Annotated in this window: 12 protein-coding genes and 2 tRNA genes; 4 read left to right on the top strand and 10 right to left on the bottom strand. The window is 59.5% G+C overall.

What is annotated here, in order from left to right:
* Positions 1-287: 287 nt before the first annotated feature.
* The gene (gene rimO / locus AB4P91_RS26535; RefSeq protein ID WP_042557939.1) at positions 288-1,625 is read right to left on the bottom strand and encodes a 30S ribosomal protein S12 methylthiotransferase RimO; all 1,338 of its coding nucleotides are present in this window, start codon (positions 1,623-1,625) and stop codon (positions 288-290) included.
* Between the two features lie 349 nt (positions 1,626-1,974).
* Between rimO and AB4P91_RS26530 the strand changes: the two genes are divergently transcribed.
* Complete coding sequence (locus tag AB4P91_RS26530) at positions 1,975-3,816, top strand: potassium transporter Kup (RefSeq protein ID WP_395605005.1); 1,842 nt, start codon at positions 1,975-1,977, stop codon at positions 3,814-3,816.
* A 69-nt stretch (positions 3,817-3,885) separates the two neighbouring features.
* Here the strand turns inward: AB4P91_RS26530 and AB4P91_RS26525 are convergent, their stop codons facing one another.
* The 4 genes from AB4P91_RS26525 to AB4P91_RS26510 all read right to left on the bottom strand — a co-directional run bounded on the left by AB4P91_RS26525 (position 3,886) and on the right by AB4P91_RS26510 (position 8,471).
* Positions 3,886-5,181, bottom strand: a complete 1,296-nt coding sequence (locus tag AB4P91_RS26525; protein ID WP_395604020.1) for an AcvB/VirJ family lysyl-phosphatidylglycerol hydrolase — start codon at positions 5,179-5,181, stop codon at positions 3,886-3,888.
* Entirely contained in the window at positions 5,181-7,820 is a 2,640-nt protein-coding gene (gene mprF / locus AB4P91_RS26520; protein WP_395604019.1) for a bifunctional lysylphosphatidylglycerol flippase/synthetase MprF, read from the bottom strand. Before mprF ends, AB4P91_RS26525 begins: the two co-directional genes overlap by 1 nt.
* Positions 7,821-8,098: 278 nt before the next feature.
* A tRNA-Met gene (locus AB4P91_RS26515) sits at positions 8,099-8,175 on the bottom strand.
* A gap of 219 nt (positions 8,176-8,394) precedes the next feature.
* Positions 8,395-8,471 (bottom strand) — tRNA-Met (locus AB4P91_RS26510).
* A gap of 280 nt (positions 8,472-8,751) precedes the next feature.
* On the opposite strand from AB4P91_RS26510, the gene dinB reads away from it, so the two are divergent.
* Positions 8,752-9,813 carry a DNA polymerase IV gene (gene dinB, locus AB4P91_RS26505; RefSeq protein WP_150594478.1) on the top strand — a complete coding sequence of 354 codons (1,062 nt, stop codon included), beginning with the start codon at positions 8,752-8,754 and terminating at the stop codon, positions 9,811-9,813.
* Positions 9,814-9,939: 126 nt separating this feature from the next.
* Here the strand turns inward: dinB and AB4P91_RS26500 are convergent, their stop codons facing one another.
* The 4 genes from AB4P91_RS26500 to AB4P91_RS26485 form a co-directional block, all read right to left on the bottom strand.
* The gene (locus tag AB4P91_RS26500; RefSeq protein WP_395604018.1) at positions 9,940-10,893 is read right to left on the bottom strand and encodes a hypothetical protein; all 954 of its coding nucleotides are present in this window, start codon (positions 10,891-10,893) and stop codon (positions 9,940-9,942) included.
* A 17-nt stretch (positions 10,894-10,910) separates the two neighbouring features.
* A complete protein-coding gene (locus tag AB4P91_RS26495) occupies positions 10,911-12,626 on the bottom strand; it encodes a proline--tRNA ligase (protein WP_150594476.1) in 1,716 nt (571 codons plus the stop codon).
* Between the two features lie 129 nt (positions 12,627-12,755).
* Positions 12,756-14,315 carry an AmpG family muropeptide MFS transporter gene (locus tag AB4P91_RS26490; protein ID WP_150594475.1) on the bottom strand — a complete coding sequence of 520 codons (1,560 nt, stop codon included), beginning with the start codon at positions 14,313-14,315 and terminating at the stop codon, positions 12,756-12,758.
* Between the two features lie 43 nt (positions 14,316-14,358).
* On the bottom strand, positions 14,359-14,712 hold the full coding sequence (locus tag AB4P91_RS26485; RefSeq protein ID WP_150594474.1) for an MGMT family protein: 354 nt from the start codon (positions 14,710-14,712) through the stop codon (positions 14,359-14,361).
* Positions 14,713-14,876: 164 nt separating this feature from the next.
* Between AB4P91_RS26485 and AB4P91_RS26480 the strand changes: the two genes are divergently transcribed.
* Entirely contained in the window at positions 14,877-15,884 is a 1,008-nt protein-coding gene (locus AB4P91_RS26480) for a DUF481 domain-containing protein (protein ID WP_150594473.1), read from the top strand.
* 147 nt (positions 15,885-16,031) lie between these two features.
* On the opposite strand, the gene AB4P91_RS26475 is transcribed toward AB4P91_RS26480, so the two are convergent.
* Positions 16,032-16,241 carry a cold-shock protein gene (locus AB4P91_RS26475; protein WP_002554837.1) on the bottom strand — a complete coding sequence of 70 codons (210 nt, stop codon included), beginning with the start codon at positions 16,239-16,241 and terminating at the stop codon, positions 16,032-16,034.
* A 353-nt stretch (positions 16,242-16,594) separates the two neighbouring features.
* Between AB4P91_RS26475 and dcd the strand changes: the two genes are divergently transcribed.
* The gene (dcd, locus tag AB4P91_RS26470) at positions 16,595-17,161 is read left to right on the top strand and encodes a dCTP deaminase (RefSeq protein ID WP_150594472.1); all 567 of its coding nucleotides are present in this window, start codon (positions 16,595-16,597) and stop codon (positions 17,159-17,161) included.
* Positions 17,162-17,226: the final 65 nt, after the last annotated feature.

Here is a 17,226-nt window from a genome sequence, read left to right as displayed (position 1 = left end):
CCCGGTAAACGATAGCCGTAAAAAAGCCCCGCATCTTCCAAAAAAGAGCGGGGCTTTGGGTCTTTTTGTCGCGGTGTACGGCTCGGTGGATTCGTCGCTGGTTAAATCTACCCCCTCACCCCAGCCCTCTCCCCCAAGGGGGCGAGGGGGAAAGGGAGCCGATCTTTGTGCTTTTCAAACCTGAGTTCGACACGATAATTCAGGTCGATGTACCCCCGAATAGTCACCGCGATCAGTCCCCTCTCCCTCCGGGAGAGGGTTAGGGTGAGGGGCTTTTGACGTTCAGATCAGATCTGCTCGGCCCACAAATCGTATTCGTCAGCATCCGTCACTTTGCACCAGACCTTGTCGCCCGGCTTGAGGTTGCTGCCATTGTCGATAAACACGTTGCCGTCGATTTCCGGGGCGTCGAAGAAGCAGCGGCCAACCGCGCCTTGCTCGTCGACTTCGTCCACCAGCACTTCGATTTCGCGGCCAATGCGCAGTTGCAGGCGCGCCGAGCTGATGGCTTGCTGGTGCGCCATGAAGCGATCCCAGCGATCCTGCTTGACGTCGTCCGGCACGATGTCCAGGTCGAGGTCATTGGCCGGTGCGCCTTCAACCGGCGAGTACTGGAAGCAGCCGACGCGGTCGAGCTGGGCTTCGGTCAGCCAGTTCAGCAGGTACTGGAAGTCTTCTTCGGTTTCGCCCGGGAAGCCGACGATGAAGGTCGAACGAATGATCAGGTCCGGGCAGATTTCACGCCAGTTCTTGATCCGCGCCAGGGTCTTGTCTTCAAACGCCGGGCGTTTCATCGACTTCAACACTTTCGGGCTGGCGTGCTGAAACGGGATGTCCAGGTACGGCAGGATCTTGCCGGCCGCCATCAGCGGGATCAGCTCGTCGACGTGCGGGTACGGGTAAACATAGTGCAGACGCACCCAGACGCCCAGCGTGCTCAGCGCTTCGCAGAGTTCGGTCATGCGGGTTTTTACCGGCGCGCCGTTCCAGAAACCGGTGCGGTATTTCACGTCGACACCATAAGCGCTGGTGTCTTGCGAGATCACCAGCAGCTCTTTGACGCCGGATTTGACCAGTCGCTGGGCTTCGTCCAACACATCACCGACCGGACGGCTGACCAGTTTGCCGCGCATCGAAGGGATGATGCAGAAGCTGCAGCTGTGGTTGCAGCCTTCGGAAATCTTCAGGTAGGCGTAGTGGCGCGGGGTCAGCTTGATGCCTTGTGGCGGCACCAGATCAATCAGCGGGTTGTGGTCTTTGCGCGGCGGCACGACGTCGTGCACGGCGTTGACCACCTGCTCGTACTGCTGCGGACCGGTCACGGCCAGCACGCTCGGGTGCACGTTGCGGATGTTGCCTTCTTCCACACCCATGCAGCCGGTGACGATGACCTTGCCGTTCTCCTTGATCGCCTCGCCGATCACCTCCAGAGATTCAGCCTTGGCCGAGTCGATAAAGCCACAGGTGTTGACCACCACAACGTCGGCGTCCTGATAAGTGGACACCACGTCATAGCCCTCCATGCGCAGCTGGGTCAGGATCCGTTCGGAGTCGACCAAAGCTTTCGGGCAACCCAGGGATACGAAGCCAACCTTGGGATTGGCTGGCGCAGGAGTGGTGGACATGTCTAACCTCGGTATTTTGTGACATCGATTGCCTGACGCGGGAATCGACGGATGGGCGCTTAGGGCGCGCCTCTGATCAAAAAGTGCGCAATTCTATCGACGAGCAGCTCTCTTGACCAGCTTTATGCAGGGAAATACGACGAGTGCTGCGCTATGCTTCGCGCCGTTGAGCTTTACCAATTTTTTACAGTCAACAAATCGTCTGTAACAACAGGTAAAACAGCGCATGCTGCACCACAAAGCATAGTGCTTCATTCGAAGAAGCCGGTCTGGAATCAGGAGTTGTTGGATGGGTCAGGCAAGTAGTCACGCGGCAGGCGCCGAGGGTTCGGCCTCCAAACCGCTGAGCATGCTGGTCGCGGCGGTCGGGGTGGTTTATGGCGACATCGGCACGAGCCCGTTGTATACCCTGAAAGAAGTGTTTTCCGGCGGTTACGGTGTGCCGGTCAATCACGATGGCGTGCTGGGCATTCTATCGTTGATCTTCTGGTCGCTGATCTGGGTCGTGTCGATCAAATACATGATGTTCGTGCTGCGCGCCGATAACCAGGGCGAGGGCGGGATCATGGCACTCACCGCGCTGGCGCGGCGAGCAGCGGGGGAACGCAGGAAGCTGCGGTCGTTGCTGGTGGTCTGCGGACTGATCGGTGCGGCGCTGTTTTACGGCGACAGCATGATCACCCCGGCGATTTCCGTTCTGTCGGCGATTGAGGGTTTGGGCCTGGCGTTCGATGGCATTGATCACTGGGTGGTGCCGCTGTCACTGGTCGTCCTGGTCGCGTTGTTTCTGATTCAGAAGCACGGTACGGCACGCATCGGCATCCTCTTCGGGCCGATCATGGTTACCTGGTTTGTGGTGCTTGGCGCCCTGGGGGTCTATGGCATCAGCCATTCGCCTGAAGTGCTACATGCGATGAACCCGATGTGGGCAGTGAACTTCTTCGTCGTTCATCCGGGCATGGGTGTGGCGATTCTCGGCGCCGTGGTGCTGGCGCTGACCGGTGCTGAAGCGCTGTATGCCGATATGGGGCACTTTGGTCGCAAGCCGATTGCCCGCGCCTGGTTCATTCTGGTGTTGCCGGCGCTGGTGCTCAATTACTTCGGGCAGGGCGCGTTGCTGCTGGAAAACCCGGAAGCGGCGCGTAACCCGTTCTATCTGCTGGCACCGAGCTGGGCGTTGATTCCGCTGGTCGGTCTGTCGACGATGGCCACGGTGATTGCCTCGCAAGCGGTGATTTCCGGCGCGTTCTCCCTGACCCGTCAGGCGATCCAGCTCGGTTACATTCCGCGCATGTACATCCAGCACACCTCCAGTGACGAGCAGGGCCAGATCTACATCGGTGCGGTGAACTGGGCGTTGATGGTTGGCGTGGTGCTGCTGGTGCTGGGCTTCGAGTCGTCCGGCGCGCTGGCCTCGGCCTATGGCGTGGCGGTGACGGGCACCATGTTGATGACCACCATTCTGGTGTCGGCAGTCATGCTGCTGCTGTGGAAATGGCCACCGATCCTCGCGGTGCCGGTATTGCTCGGCTTCCTGCTGGTGGACGGTCTGTACTTCGCCGCCAACGTGCCAAAGATCGTGCAGGGCGGTGCGTTCCCGGTGATCGCCGGTATCGCGCTGTTCGTGCTGATGACCACCTGGAAGCGCGGCAAGCAATTGCTGGTCGAGCGTCTGGACGAAGGCGCGCTGCCGCTGCCGATCTTCATCAGCAGCATCCGCGTGCAACCGCCGCATCGCGTGCAGGGCACCGCGGTGTTCCTCACAGCGCGTTCCGACGCCGTGCCACACGCTTTGTTGCACAACCTGTTGCATAACCAGGTATTGCACGAGCAAGTGGTGCTGCTGACGGTGGTTTATGAAGACATCCCGCGCGTACCCCCATCCCGGCGTTTCGAGGTGGATGCCTTCGGTGACGGGTTCTTCCGGGTGATCCTGCACTTCGGCTTCACCGACGAGCCGGACGTGCCGCAGGCGCTGAAGCTGTGCCATCTTGATGATCTGGACTTCAGCCCGATGCGCACGACGTACTTCCTCAGCCGCGAAACGGTGATTGCCTCGAAACTTGAGGGGATGGCGCGTTGGCGCGAGGCGTTGTTCGCGTTCATGTTGAAGAATGCCAACGGTAACCTGAGGTTCTTCAATCTGCCGCTGAACCGGGTGATCGAGTTGGGGACGCAAGTCGAGATGTAATCCCCACCCCATTGAAAAGCCCCCGTCAGCCTAGTGGCTGGCGGGGGCTTTTTGTTGGAGCCTTTCAGATCACTCTTCAGCCACCTGACTCGCCGCCTGACGCTTCTGGATCAAGTCCACCAGACGCTTTGCCAGCGCCGGGTAGTTCTCATCGAAGTGATGACCACCCGGCAGTTTCACCGCCTCGCCGACAGCAGTCTTGTCCGTGCAGCCACTCTCATCCGTCTCTTCTTCACCGTAGATGCACACGACCTTGGCCGGTGGCAGCTTGGCCATTTCCGGGCCGGTGGCGGCTTCTTTACCGGCGTTGCCGAGCCAGCCTTCGACTTCGATTTCGAAGCTGCCGGTGCGGGCGAAGGCCAGCAGGATGATGGCGTCGACGCGTTGCTGCTCGGTTTCAGGTAGACGGTTGTAGATCGCTGGCAGAACGTCGGCACCGAACGAGTAACCGGTGAGGATGAAGCGCTTGGTGCCCCATTTCTGCCGGTAGTGCTGCATCAGTTCGGTCAGGTCCAGTGCGCTTTGTTCAGGGCTTTTGTGCTGCCAGTAGTAGCGCAGGGTGTCGATGCCGACGACCGGGTAGCCGATCTTGGCCATTTCACCGGCCACGTCGCGGTCGAGGTCACGCCAGCCGCCGTCGCCGGAGAGGAACAGCGTGACAGTGTCCTTGGCCTGGCCGGCCGGCACTTCAACCACCGGGATCGCCAGACCACCGTTGGCCTTGTCGCCACCGACGAGGATCTTGCGCAGTTCGTTGTTCAGCACTTGCGGCAGGTTGATGTCGTAGTCACTGATGCTGGTTTCGGCGTTCGGTTGATCGCGCACAAAACCCGCGCTGGCGTCGTCCGGGTTGTCGTTCCATGCCACCAGCCAGTGGCCGTGGGCGGCGGCTTTTGGCAGCAGGTGAGTGCAGCCGGGTTTTTCCAGCGCGAGGTCGACGGAGATGGCCTGAGCCTTGTCGTTCTTCTGCTCGGACAACCAGCGCCAGGCCAGCACGGCGCCTGGGCCGATGCCGCTCACGAGTGTGGCCGGGCCGTTCAGTTCGCGCAGACCGGTTTGCAGGGCGCGGCTTTGCAGCAGGCAGTCCTTGGGCAGAATCACCTGAACGATCTGCGCCGAAGCGCTGCGGCTCAGGGTGCTCAGCTGTTTGTCGCTGAGTTTCTGCTCTTCGGTGACGGCCACCAGCACCTGCGCCTTGGGCTTGGTGCCAGGGATGACGCGGGTCATGGCGGTGCCATCGGCCGGTTTGAGCTGTTCGAGGGTCGGTTCCGGTGCCGGGCGTTTGAGGTACCAGAAACCGCCGCCGGCAATCACGGCCAGCACGATCAGTGCGGCCAGGATGTACTTCAGGGAGCGTTGAATCATCAGCGTTTCACCAATCCAGTCAAGCCGCCCGCGATCAGGGCAGCAGTGTCGGCCAGCGCCACCAACGGATCGAGTCCGGCGGGCACGGCCATATAACGGGGTTCCCAGTCAGGCTGGAACTTGTCTTTGAAGCGGCGCAAGCCTTGGAAGTTGTACAGCTGCTCACCACGGCGGAAAACCATCGAGCCCAGACGCTGGGTCAGCGGTGCACCACGCCGGGGTTGCAACCCCGACAACGGCACCATGCCCAGGCTGAAGCGCGCGTATCCGTGACTCTTATAGTGTTGAATCAGGCCGACCATCATGAATTCCATGGTCAGTTTTGGCGCGTCCGGGTGTGCGCGCATCAGGTCGAGACTGGCCAAATCATGGCTGTAAGTCTCGAGCAGGTTCGCGAACGCCACCGGACGGCCTTCGAAGCGAATCACCGCGATGCGGAAATGCTTCAGGTAATCGTCGCTGAAACGGCCGAGGGAGAAGCCTTTCTCGCGCACGTTCTTGCCGGTCAGCCAGGCATCGGAAATCACCTTGAGCTCATCCATCGGCGCCTGACCCGGTTCATGGATCTCCAACGACAGGCCGTCACGGGTGCCACGGTTCCAGGTGTAACGCAGATCCTTCATCTCCTTGCCCTTGGCTTCGAGGTCAAAGCGAATGAGGTCGACCCGCGCTTCTTCGCCAAGCTTGATCGCAGTCAGGCCGATGTCCATGTAGTACGGCAGGTTTTCCGCGCGCACTTGATAGAACACGGGGCGGGCGTGGTGGATGTCGCACAGGTCGCGGAACTGCCAGATCATCTCGGCCCGTTGCTGGCCGGGGCCGATCGGGTCGTACAGGGCCACCAGGCTGCGGCCACGGCGGGCGTACATCAGAAACGCTTCGTCGTTCTGGTGAAACAGCAACGCCTTGTCACCGGTCAGCGCGAGGCCGCCATCGGGTTGCGACGAGGCCATCAGAATCTTTGAGGCGCGATCCAGTTCGTCCGGCGTTGGCAGGTGAATGACCGGGCGCGCGGTGCGCAGCAACCAGGTCAGGGCAATCACCAGCAACAGTACTGCGGCGCCGAGCAGCGAGCGCAGACCACGCGGGGCATCAGCGTCGAGGGTGAACTGCCACCACAATTGATGGCTGTACGGCACGTCTTGATAGGCGAACAGCAACAACCAGGCTGAAGCACCCAGCACACACAGGCTGGCTACCAGATACAGCGGCGAGAACGGCAGTTCGGTCAAACGGCTCGGGCGATAGAACGAGCGGCGGAACACCGCCAGCAGACTTGCCGTCAGGGTCATCAACAAGGCTTCTTCCCAGTCGAAACCCTTGAGCAGCGAGAGCAGGGCGCCGACCAGCAACAGAATGGTGGTCAGCATCCACGCCGCCGACAACCGGCGGCGCAAGCCTTGGGCCAGCAACAGACACAGCACGCCGATCAGGCTGGCGCCGAAGTGCGAAGCGTCGACCAGTCGATGCGGGATCAGAAAACCGATGTGCTCCAGGCGCGTATCGATCTCTGGGGTGGCGCCGGAGAACAGCAGCACCACGCCGGACAGAAATACCAGCACCGCCAGAATCGGCGCAGCCAGACCGGATGCGGCGCGCATGGTCTGGGTCTGAAACAGGCGCTGACCTTCGTTGATCAGCAGCAGTACGCAAGCGACCAGCAGCGGCGCCACTACGTAGATCAGGCGATACAGCAGCAACGCAGCGGCGAGTGGCGCGGCACCGAGCTGGTTGGCGAAGGCGGCCAGCAGAATCGCCTCGAACACCCCGACGCCGCCCGGCACATGGCTGAGTACACCCGCGGCCAGGGCCAACAGATACACCAGCAGAAACGCGCCAAACGGCGGGGCTTCCGGCAGTAACAGATAAAGCACGGTGGCGGCAGCGGCAACGTCGAGGGCGGTGATCACCAGTTGCAGGAACGTCAGGCGTCGACCCGGCAGGCGCAAAGTGCGACGGCCAGCCTTGACCAGCAGGTTGTGCGCGAATGGCTGTTCCGGCAGACGCCGGCGATAGATGCCGATCGCCAGAATCGCGCCCAGCAGGAGTACGGCGCCAGCTACAGTGCCGAGCAATCCTTCAGACAACCCCAAGGCCTGGGATGCGCTGGGCAGATCGCTAAGAGTCGCGAGTGCGGCCAGCGGTGGCAAAGCGCAGCCCAGCGACAGGCTGGCGAACAAGGTCATGTGCGCAACTTGCGATGCGCTCACGCCAAGCCGTGCATATAAACGGTAGCGCACCGAACCGCCGGATAGCAGCGAGAGGCCGATCGCGTTGCCAATCGCAAATGCGGTAAAGCCGCCGAGGGCCAGCGTGCGCGGTGGCAGCGTCACGCCAGCGTAGCGGGCAGCCGACCATTCATAGCCCAGCAGGATAATGAAGCCGATCACGGTCGCACCGAACGCGCCCAGCAGGGCAGGTTTCGGCACTTCGAGAATCGAGTCGTGCAAGGCATCGAGATCGAGTTCGGCGAGCAGATGGCGACAGGCAATCAGTGCAATGGCAAACAACAGCAGAGTGACCGCCAGACCGATGGGTTGACGGTATTTGCTTAACCGATCCAGCAAGCGCAAACGCTCGGGTTTGATCGGGTGTTCCGCTGTGACATTGCCTTGTGGATCAGACGAGTTGGCGCGCATCAATCACCTCTTGGATTGTGCGCGACAGGATGGAGGTATCCAGCCAAGTTACCAATCCCTGTAGAAAAAAATAATCACAAAATATTACGCCTCTCACCGGGGATCGGCGAGGGCAGTCATGGATGGCAGGCGTTTGCGTTGCGACTCAAGCATAGTCGCAACTCGGCGCGTCTGATGATCCTGGACGGTTCACTGCACGATGACAGCTCATTGTTGCGAAAGGACTTTTTCAGCAGATACAAAAAAGGCCACTCTTTCGAGTAGCCTTTTTTGATGTTTGGTTGCGGGAGCCGGATTTGAACCGACGACCTTCGGGTTATGAGCCCGACGAGCTACCAGACTGCTCCATCCCGCGTCTGTGTGGCGGCATTCTACAGGCGAACGGCGGGGTGTCAACCGCTAATCCTGAAAAGGGTCAAATAAGCGGGATATCGCGTCAAACGGTCGCAGGTGATGGGTAACCATAGGATATGCAACGAATTCCCGTTTTAGGGAGTGCGTTCCCACCGTCTTGCTTTTGCAAAACAAGCGCGCACAAAAAAGGCCACTCTTTCGAGTAGCCTTTTTTGATGTTTGGTTGCGGGAGCCGGATTTGAACCGACGACCTTCGGGTTATGAGCCCGACGAGCTACCAGACTGCTCCATCCCGCGTCTGTGTGTCGGCATTCTACAGAGGATCGCCGGGGTGTCAACCTTCAATCTGGATAAAATCCGTTGAGGTTCAATCGGTTAGCGCTTTTATCGAACGCTTGAACAGGCCGCAGGGCAGGTGGAGCAAGGCTTTCAGCTCTATTGGTGGTCGTTCTTCGATTGAGAAAATAAATTCACCGGAGCTTTCCTACCGGAGAGAAAGAACATTCTGACCACTGGTGCTATATACAGTTGTGAGTGAGATACTGCCGATCCGGCTCGCCACGTTTCCTTTTCTGACATGACTCAGCGAAAAATCATCCACGTCGACTGTGACTGTTTCTACGCCGCCATCGAGATGCGCGATGACCCGCGTCTGGCCGGCAAGCCGTTGGCGGTGGGCGGCTCGGCAGATCGGCGTGGGGTGATTGCCACCTGTAATTACGAGGCGCGGGCGTATGGCGTGCGCTCGGCCATGTCCTCCGGCCACGCTCTAAAGCTGTGCCCCGACCTGACCATCGTCAAGCCGCGCATGGATGCTTACCGTGAAGCGTCAAAGGAAATTCACACGATCTTTGCTGATTACACTGACTTGATCGAGCCTTTGTCGCTGGATGAAGCCTACCTCGACGTGTCGGACAGCGCGCATTTCGGCGGCAGTGCCACGCGCATTGCCCAGGACATCCGCCGCCGCGTTTCCAATCAGTTGCACATCACTGTCTCCGCAGGCGTGGCGCCGAACAAGTTTCTGGCGAAGATTGCCAGCGACTGGAAGAAGCCCAATGGATTGTTCGTGATCACCCCGGATCAGGTCGAAGACTTTGTCAGCGGCCTGCCGGTCAGCAAGCTGCACGGTGTGGGCAAAGTCACCGCTGACAAACTGGGCCGACTCGGCATCGTCGACTGTCAGCACCTGCGCGAGTGGGACAAGTTGGCACTGGTGCGCGAATTCGGCAGTTTCGGTGAGCGAATGTGGAGTCTTGCTCGTGGGATAGATGACAGGCTGGTGCACAACGACAGTCGTCGTCAGTCGATCAGCGTGGAAAATACCTACGACACGGATCTGCCGGATCTGCGCAGTTGCCTGGACAAGTTGCCCGAGCTGCTCGAAACCCTGAAAACCCGCATGGCCCGTATCGACAGCAGTTATCGGCCGGGCAAGCCGTTCGTCAAAGTGAAGTTTCACGACTTCACCCAGACCACATTGGAGCAGGCCGGGGCAGGGCGGGATCTGGGCAGTTATCAGTTAATGCTGACGCAGGCATTCAATCGCGGGGGGAAACCGGTGCGGTTGCTTGGGGTCGGGGTGAGGCTGGAGGACTTGCGGGGCGGGTTTGAGCAGATGGAGTTGTTTGAGCGGTAATTTTTCGGTGAATTCGAGATTGCCATCGCGGGCAAGCCCGCTCCCACAGGGTTTTCGGTCGATCACACAGGTTGTGTGCACCCTAAAGCCTTGTGGGAGCGGGCTTGCCCGCGATGCTTTCAGCTGTTAATTCGGTCCTGGATCCGCGACCAGTCGCCCGGCATCCTTGGTCAGCGACTTGAGAAACTCGGCCTGCAACTCAGGATCGTTACGCGTCAGCTCGATCAAGCTCTGTTCCAGTTCGCTGGCTTCTTCTTCCAGCCCCAGTTCCGAGAGACGTTTGACTCGATGGACCCACTCGCTGACTTCGTCATCTTCCAGATCGTCGTAGATCAGCCCGTGCGCCTCCAGCAATTTGCCGCGCAGGTGGCTGCTGATCATCAGGGATGAGTCAGAGTGCACGTCATCCTTGGCATCCTCGACGCTGATCTGCAATTTGCCGACATGGTTGAGGTCATTCTCGGCAAACGGACTGTCGAGCAGGTTCAGACGCAACACGCCGTTACGATCGGTGGTCATCTCGAAGGTCTGCTTGCCAGCCTTGACCTGCACGGGACGCTCGCTCCACGGCAGGCTCGAATATTCCGTGCGCTTGTCGCGCTGGATTTCATCGATGCCGGCCAGATTCTGTTGCGCACGACCGTTGGATTGCACGTTCATGAACGGGTTGAGCCCGGCAAAACCGTAGCTGAGCCAGTCCCGGGTCACGCTGTCCGGCAGGTTGCCGAGCGCGAAGACGTTGACCACGTTCGCACCCACGCCACCGACCACCGCCACCGCACCCAGCGGAATCTCGTAGACCTCGCGCCAGGGTTGGTAAGGCGTGTAACGATCGTAACGGCGGGTGACTTCGAACTCGGTGACTTCGAAAGTCTTCTGCTCGTTGATCTTTACGCGTCGCTGCGGCAGCTCAAGCACCTTGGGCTCACCGACATCAATCTGCAGGCGGTGATCGAGCAGTTTTCGCTCGACCCGCTCTTCGTGCTCGCTGCGTTGTGACATGTGATTGGCACAGCCGCTGACCATCAGGGCACCGCACAGGGCGGTGCCTCCGAGGCCCAAGGTGTTTCGCTTGAACATGACGTCTCTATCTGGTTTCAGCGGCGGATACGGGCCTGAAGGAAGGACAATACGTCAGCCACCGGCAGCGCTTGCGCCTCGCCTTCGGTACGGCTCTTGTATTCCAGGTTACCTTCGGCGAGGCCGCGGTCACTGACCACGATCCGGTGTGGAATGCCGATCAGTTCCATGTCTGCGAACTTAATGCCCGGGCTGGTTTTCTTGTCGCGATCATCCAGCAGCACTTCGAAACCGGCCGCAGTCAGTTCTGCGTACAGCTTGTCGGTGGCTTCGCGCACCTGCTCGGTTTCATAGCGCAGCGGTACGAGGGCGATCTGGAACGGCGCAAGAGTGTCGCTCCAGATAATGCCGTTTTCGTCGTTGTTCTGCTCGATGGCGGCTGCCACCACACGGGACACGCCGATACCGTAGCAACCCATTTCCAGGGTCACAGGCTTGCCGTTCTCGCCCAGCACTTCGCACTTCATCGCCTTGCTGTACTTGTTGCCCAGCTGGAAAATGTGCCCCACTTCGATGCCGCGTGCGATTTCCAGAGTGCCTTTGCCGTCCGGGCTTGGGTCGCCAGCAACCACGTTACGCAGGTCGGCCACGGTTGGAACCGGCAGATCGCGCTCCCAGTTGACGCCGAAATAGTGCTTGTCGTCGATGTTGGCACCGATAGCGAAGTCGCTCATCAGTTCGACCGAGCGGTCGATGATGATCGGCAGTGGCAGGTTCAGCGGGCCGAGCGAACCGGCGCCGGCGCCAATCGCGTCACGCAGGTCGGCGTCGGTGGCCATGACCAGCGGGCTGGCAACGCCAGGTTGCTGGGCTGCCTTGATCTCGTTGAGTTCGTGGTCGCCACGAATGACCAGCGCGATCAGCTTGCCTTCTTCTTCAGCGCGCACGATCAGGGTCTTGATGGTCTTTTCAATCGGCAAATTGAATTTTTCCACCAGCGCGGCAATGGTCTTGGTGTCTGGCGTATCGACCAGGCGCAACTCTTCGCTCGCAGCAGGGCGCGAAGTTTCGCGCGGCACTGCCTCAGCCTTCTCGACGTTCGCCGCGTAGTCGGAGCCGTTACTGAAAGCGATATCGTCTTCGCCGGACTCGGCCAGCACGTGGAACTCGTGGGAACCGGCGCCACCGATCGAGCCGTTGTCGGCTTCAACCGGGCGGAATTTCAGGCCCAGGCGAGTGAAGATGTTGCAATACGCCAAGTGCATGCGGTCATAAGTGACCTGCAGCGACGGCTGATCGGCATGGAAGGAGTACGAGTCCTTCATGATGAATTCGCGGCCGCGCATCAAGCCGAAGCGCGGGCGGATTTCGTCACGGAATTTGGTCTGGATCTGGTACAGGTTGATTGGCAGCTGCTTATAGCTGCTCAACTCGTTGCGCATCAGATCGGTGATCACTTCTTCGTGGGTCGGGCCCGCGCAGAAGTCACGACCGTGGCGGTCTTTGAAGCGCAGCAACTCAGGGCCGTATTCTTCCCAGCGTCCCGATTCCTGCCACAGTTCGGCCGGTTGGGTGCTCGGCATCAACACTTCCAGAGAGCCGGCGGCGTTCATTTCTTCGCGAACGATGGCTTCAACCTTGCGCATGACCCGCAAGCCCATCGGCAGCCAGGTGTACAGGCCCGAGGCGAGTTTGCGGATCATGCCGGCACGCAGCATCAGCTGGTGGCTGATGACGACCGCATCGGAAGGCGTTTCTTTCTGTGTGGCGAGCAAAAATTGACTGGTGCGCATGGTTGGCCGTTGTCGGTTGCTGAGACTGGAAATGACGGAGCAGTGTACCGGCGAGTTTTGCTGACGTACAGAAGTGCGGCCGGCAGTGAGGTCCAGCGGCGGGATTCCTCCCACCGCTGGCGAAACGTCTTACGATTCGTCCACGAGTGGCGTCGGTACAGGCTCGGGCGTCGGCGTCGGGCCTTCGCGGCGGCTTTCCTGGAACCAGTGCAGCGCGATCAGCACCAGTGTCGGCACGCCGAGCAGTGCAGTGATCAGGAAGAAGTTGTGGTATCCGAACTTCTCGACCATGACCCCGGAATAGCCGCCGATCAGGCGCGGTAGCAGGAGCATGATCGAGCTGAGCAGCGCGTATTGCGTCGCGGAGAACTTCAGGTTGGTCAGGCTCGACAGGTAAGCGACAAATGCAGACGTCGCCAAGCCGGAACTGAAGTTGTCCAGGGAAATGGTCACCATCAGCATCTGCAGGTTCGGACCCATGTCGGCGAGCATCAGGAACAGCAGGTTGGTGCCCGCCGAGGCTGCGCCGCCGATGAGCAGGATCGGCAGAATGCCGAAACGCACAATCAGCAGTCCGCCCATGCCGGCGCCGACGAGGGTCATGATCAGGCCGAATATCTTGCTGACACTGGCAATCTGATCCTTGGTGAACCCCTGGTCGATATAGAACACGTTGGCCATCACGCCCATCACCGTGTCCGACATCCGATAGGTGGCAATCAATCCGAGCAGCAGCAGCGCCTGCCAGCGGTAGCGCAGGATGAAGTCGTTGACCGGTGTCAGCACCGGTGCCAGCCCGCGACGCCCCATGGCCGACAGGCACATTGCTGTCAGCAGCGTATAAAGGATGGCGCGCAGGAAGGCGCGGTCTTCCAGCAGCAGGTCGAGCAGGCTGGCGCCTTCGAACAGCACGCTGGCGAAGTCGGTGTTGTAGAGCTGCGTGAACATCGCCGGCACAGACACCAGCAAGACGATCAGCACGAACACGGACATCAATTGATGCATGAAGGTGTAGCGCCCGGCCTGCAACTGCGTACGCAAGGGTACAGGCGGCTCGCGCATGAACAGTGTGGTCAGCAGGGCAGGGACCATGAGCGCGCCAAACAGCAAGTAGGTGCCGGCCCACGCCGAGTGCTGATAGTTGAAGCCCGTTGAGCCAAAACCTTCAGCGAAAAACAGGGCGCCGGCAGTCGCGAGCAGCGCGGCTATGCGATAGCCGGACATATAACTGGCAGCGAGTGCGGCTTGCCGGCTGTCGTCGGCAATTTCCAGGCGATAGGCATCGACCGCAATGTCTTGGGTCGCGGAAGCGAAGGCCACGATCACCGCAATGGCGATCAGCCAGGACAGATGCTTCTGCGGATCGCAGAAGCCCATGCCGATCAGGCCCAGGATCACCAGTGACTGCGAAAGCACCAGCCACGAACGGCGACGGCCAAGCTTGCCCAGCAACGGCAGGCGCCATTGGTCGAGCAGCGGTGACCAGACCCACTTGAAGGCGTAGGCCAGACCGATCAGGCTGGCGTAGCCGATGGTTTCACGGGCCACGCCGGCTTCACGCAGCCAGACCGACAGCGTTGAGAACACCAGCATGTACGGCAGGCCGGCGGCGAAACCCAGCAACAACAGCACGAGCGTCGAAGGACTGGCATAGGCGGCGAGCGCGGCGCGCCAGGTTTTACGGGGCATGGGCTGAAGTCTGCCTCAAGATTGCGGGAACAAAGCGCGCACTCTAACCGCAGTGCTCTACCGGACGCCAGCCATGGCGTTGAATATCCACACGATTGTTCAGGACGGTGATGCCTTCCATGCGCAAACGCGCGCGTTGTTCATCGCCCGATGGACTGCCCACCGGCAGGCTGATCCGACCGCCGGCCCCGAGAACGCGGTGCCAGGGCAGTTTGGTGTCACCGGGCAATTGGCTGAGCGTGCGGCCGACCCAGCGGGCGGCGCGCCCCAACCCGGCGAGATCAGCCAATTGGCCGTAGCTGACGACTTTACCTGCGGGCACTTGCGCGAGGGTCGAGTAGAGCGCCGTGCGTCGGATTTGCGCCTCGCTTTCGCCTTCATGGATCGGGTCTGTCACGTACGCGGTTCCTGAATGGGGTCGAATTAATGCCTGAAGCGTAACCCCTGATCGGCCAGTTGAGAAATGAACTCAATGGAAATAGTCCGGTCACTCCTTGTCAGGGTCTTATTCGTCCGGATAATGCCGATCCTTTTACGCAAACTTGAGCCCTCGATTCGCTTATGTTTTCCAGAACCTTGCTGTGCCTTGCTGTTTGTAGCGCATCCACGCCCCTGCTTGCCGACACCGTCTGGATGAAGAACGGTGACAAGCTGACCGGCACTATCACTGTGTTCGACGGCGGCAAGCTGTTGATCCAGACCAAATATGCCGGGGCCGTCACGATTGACTGGAAAGAAGTCAAAACCCTGGACAGTGATCAGCATCTGCTGGTCAAGCAGGATGCCTACACAGGTGAAATGTCCAAATCGCTGACCGCGGCTGACGACGGCAAGGTCACCCTGGCCAATGGCGAAGCGCCAAAAACCGTTGAGCTGGCGAGCATTCAGCAGATTCTCAAGCCCAAACCGGTGGTCGAGGATCTGGTGTGGAAGGGTAATGTCGATCTCGCGCTGGACTATCAGCGTGCGGAAAAGGACACCGACGATTACGACGTCGGCTTCAAGACTACGGCGCGGCACGGTCGCTGGCGGCACATCGCCGAAGGCGAATACAACCGTGAAGTTCAGGACGATGTGACCACCACCGACAACTGGCGCGCCGAGTACTCCCTTGACCGCTTCCTGACCGATCAGTGGTTCTGGCAGGGGCGTCTGAACTACAAGCGCGATCACATCGAAGAGCTGGCACGTCAGCGTGTCGTCGGTACCGGTCCTGGCTACCAGTTCTGGGATGATGAGTTGGGTGCGTTCTCGCTGGGCTCGCTGCTCAACCGCACCGATTACGAATACAAGGATGGCAGCAAGGACAACTTCTATTCCGTTGCCATGAAGTGGGACTACAACCGCTACCTGATCGGCAAGAAGGTCGAGTTCTTCACCAATGGCGAAGTCGGCAAGCCGTTGTCCAACGTGGCCAATTACGCGCTGGATGCCGAGATGGGCTTGCGCTACAAGGTCACCGAGTGGGCCTCGCTGAACCTGAAGGCCGAGCGTGACATCATCAGCGGTACCAATGATGCAGATTTGAACAAGACCCGTTATACCGCCGGGTTTGGCGTGGCTTGGTAACGTAAAGCAAAAGATCGCAGCCTTCGGCAGCCTCTGGATTCAGGAGGGGTTGCCGAAGGCTGCGATCTTTTTTTGCGCCTGCAAAACAGACGCCCACAAAAAAGCCCCGCTTTTAAAGGCGGGGCTCTTTTCTAAAGAAGCTACAAGTTAGATAACTTGTACTTCCTCAGCTTGCATGCCTTTCTGACCGCGGGTAGCGATGAAAGAAACCTGTTGGCCTTCTTTCAGGCTTTTGAAGCCGTCGGATTGGATAGCTTTGAAGTGAACGAACAGGTCGTCACCGGATTGTGGAGTGATGAAGCCGAAGCCTTTTTCATCGTTGAACCACTTAACGGTACCGGTTTGGCGATTAGACATGGTGTAACTCCTTGAACAAAGATAACTGCGACACAGGAAGAACCCTGGCCGAGACTGAGTGCAAAGAGCAGGAAAAATTCTTGTAGATGGTTGGATCGAAATTCAACATATCGTGTAGAGATTCTCAGTGACACAAGCAGCACAGTGGCGCCACCTTAACCCTTTTTCCGGAATGTGCCAATGCTTCTTGCGAAGGTTTCTGTAATTTCGGGATCGGCGGTGTGGCAGTTCGTCGCCAGAGTGCGTAAATCCAGGGGGTTCGGCGAGAATTGCACCGCGCACTTTGAACGCGGCGGCGCGACCGGTAAGATGCCGGACAGAATTTTTCCACCTCGCTATTCAGGACACCCGCCATGAGCATCAAATCGGACAAGTGGATTCGCCGCATGGCGCAGGAACACGGCATGATCGAACCGTTCGTCGAGCGCCAGATGCGTGGCAGCGACGACAACCGCGTGATCTCCTATGGCGTGTCGAGCTACGGCTACGATGTGCGTTGCACCAGCCACTTCAAGGTGTTCACCAACATCAACTCGGCCATCGTCGATCCGAAAAACTTCGACGCCGGCAGCTTCGTCGACATCCATAGTGACGTTTGCATCATTCCGCCGAACTCCTTCGCCCTGGCCAGCACCGTCGAATACTTCCGTATTCCACGCAATGTGCTGACCATCTGCCTGGGTAAAAGCACCTACGCGCGCTGCGGCATTATCGTCAACGTGACCCCGCTCGAGCCTGAGTGGGAAGGCCACGTGACGCTGGAATTTTCCAACACCACCAATCTGCCGGCAAAAATCTACGCCAACGAAGGCGTGGCGCAGATGCTCTTTCTTGAATCCGACGAGGAATGTGAAGTTTCCTACAAGGACCGCGGCGGCAAGTATCAGGGCCAGCGTGGCGTGACTCTGCCGCGTACCTGATTCGTCCATCCGGCGGATGTCGGGAATTCTTTGGCGGGCAGACACTCTATGGGGTGTACTGCCCG

The organism is Pseudomonas sp. B21128 (genome assembly GCF_044218865.1).
Taxonomy (GTDB): Bacteria; Pseudomonadota; Gammaproteobacteria; order Pseudomonadales; family Pseudomonadaceae; genus Aquipseudomonas; species Aquipseudomonas iridis.
The sequence above is the reverse complement of the archived record's forward strand: the minus strand, read 5'-3'. Positions and strand labels throughout refer to the sequence as shown.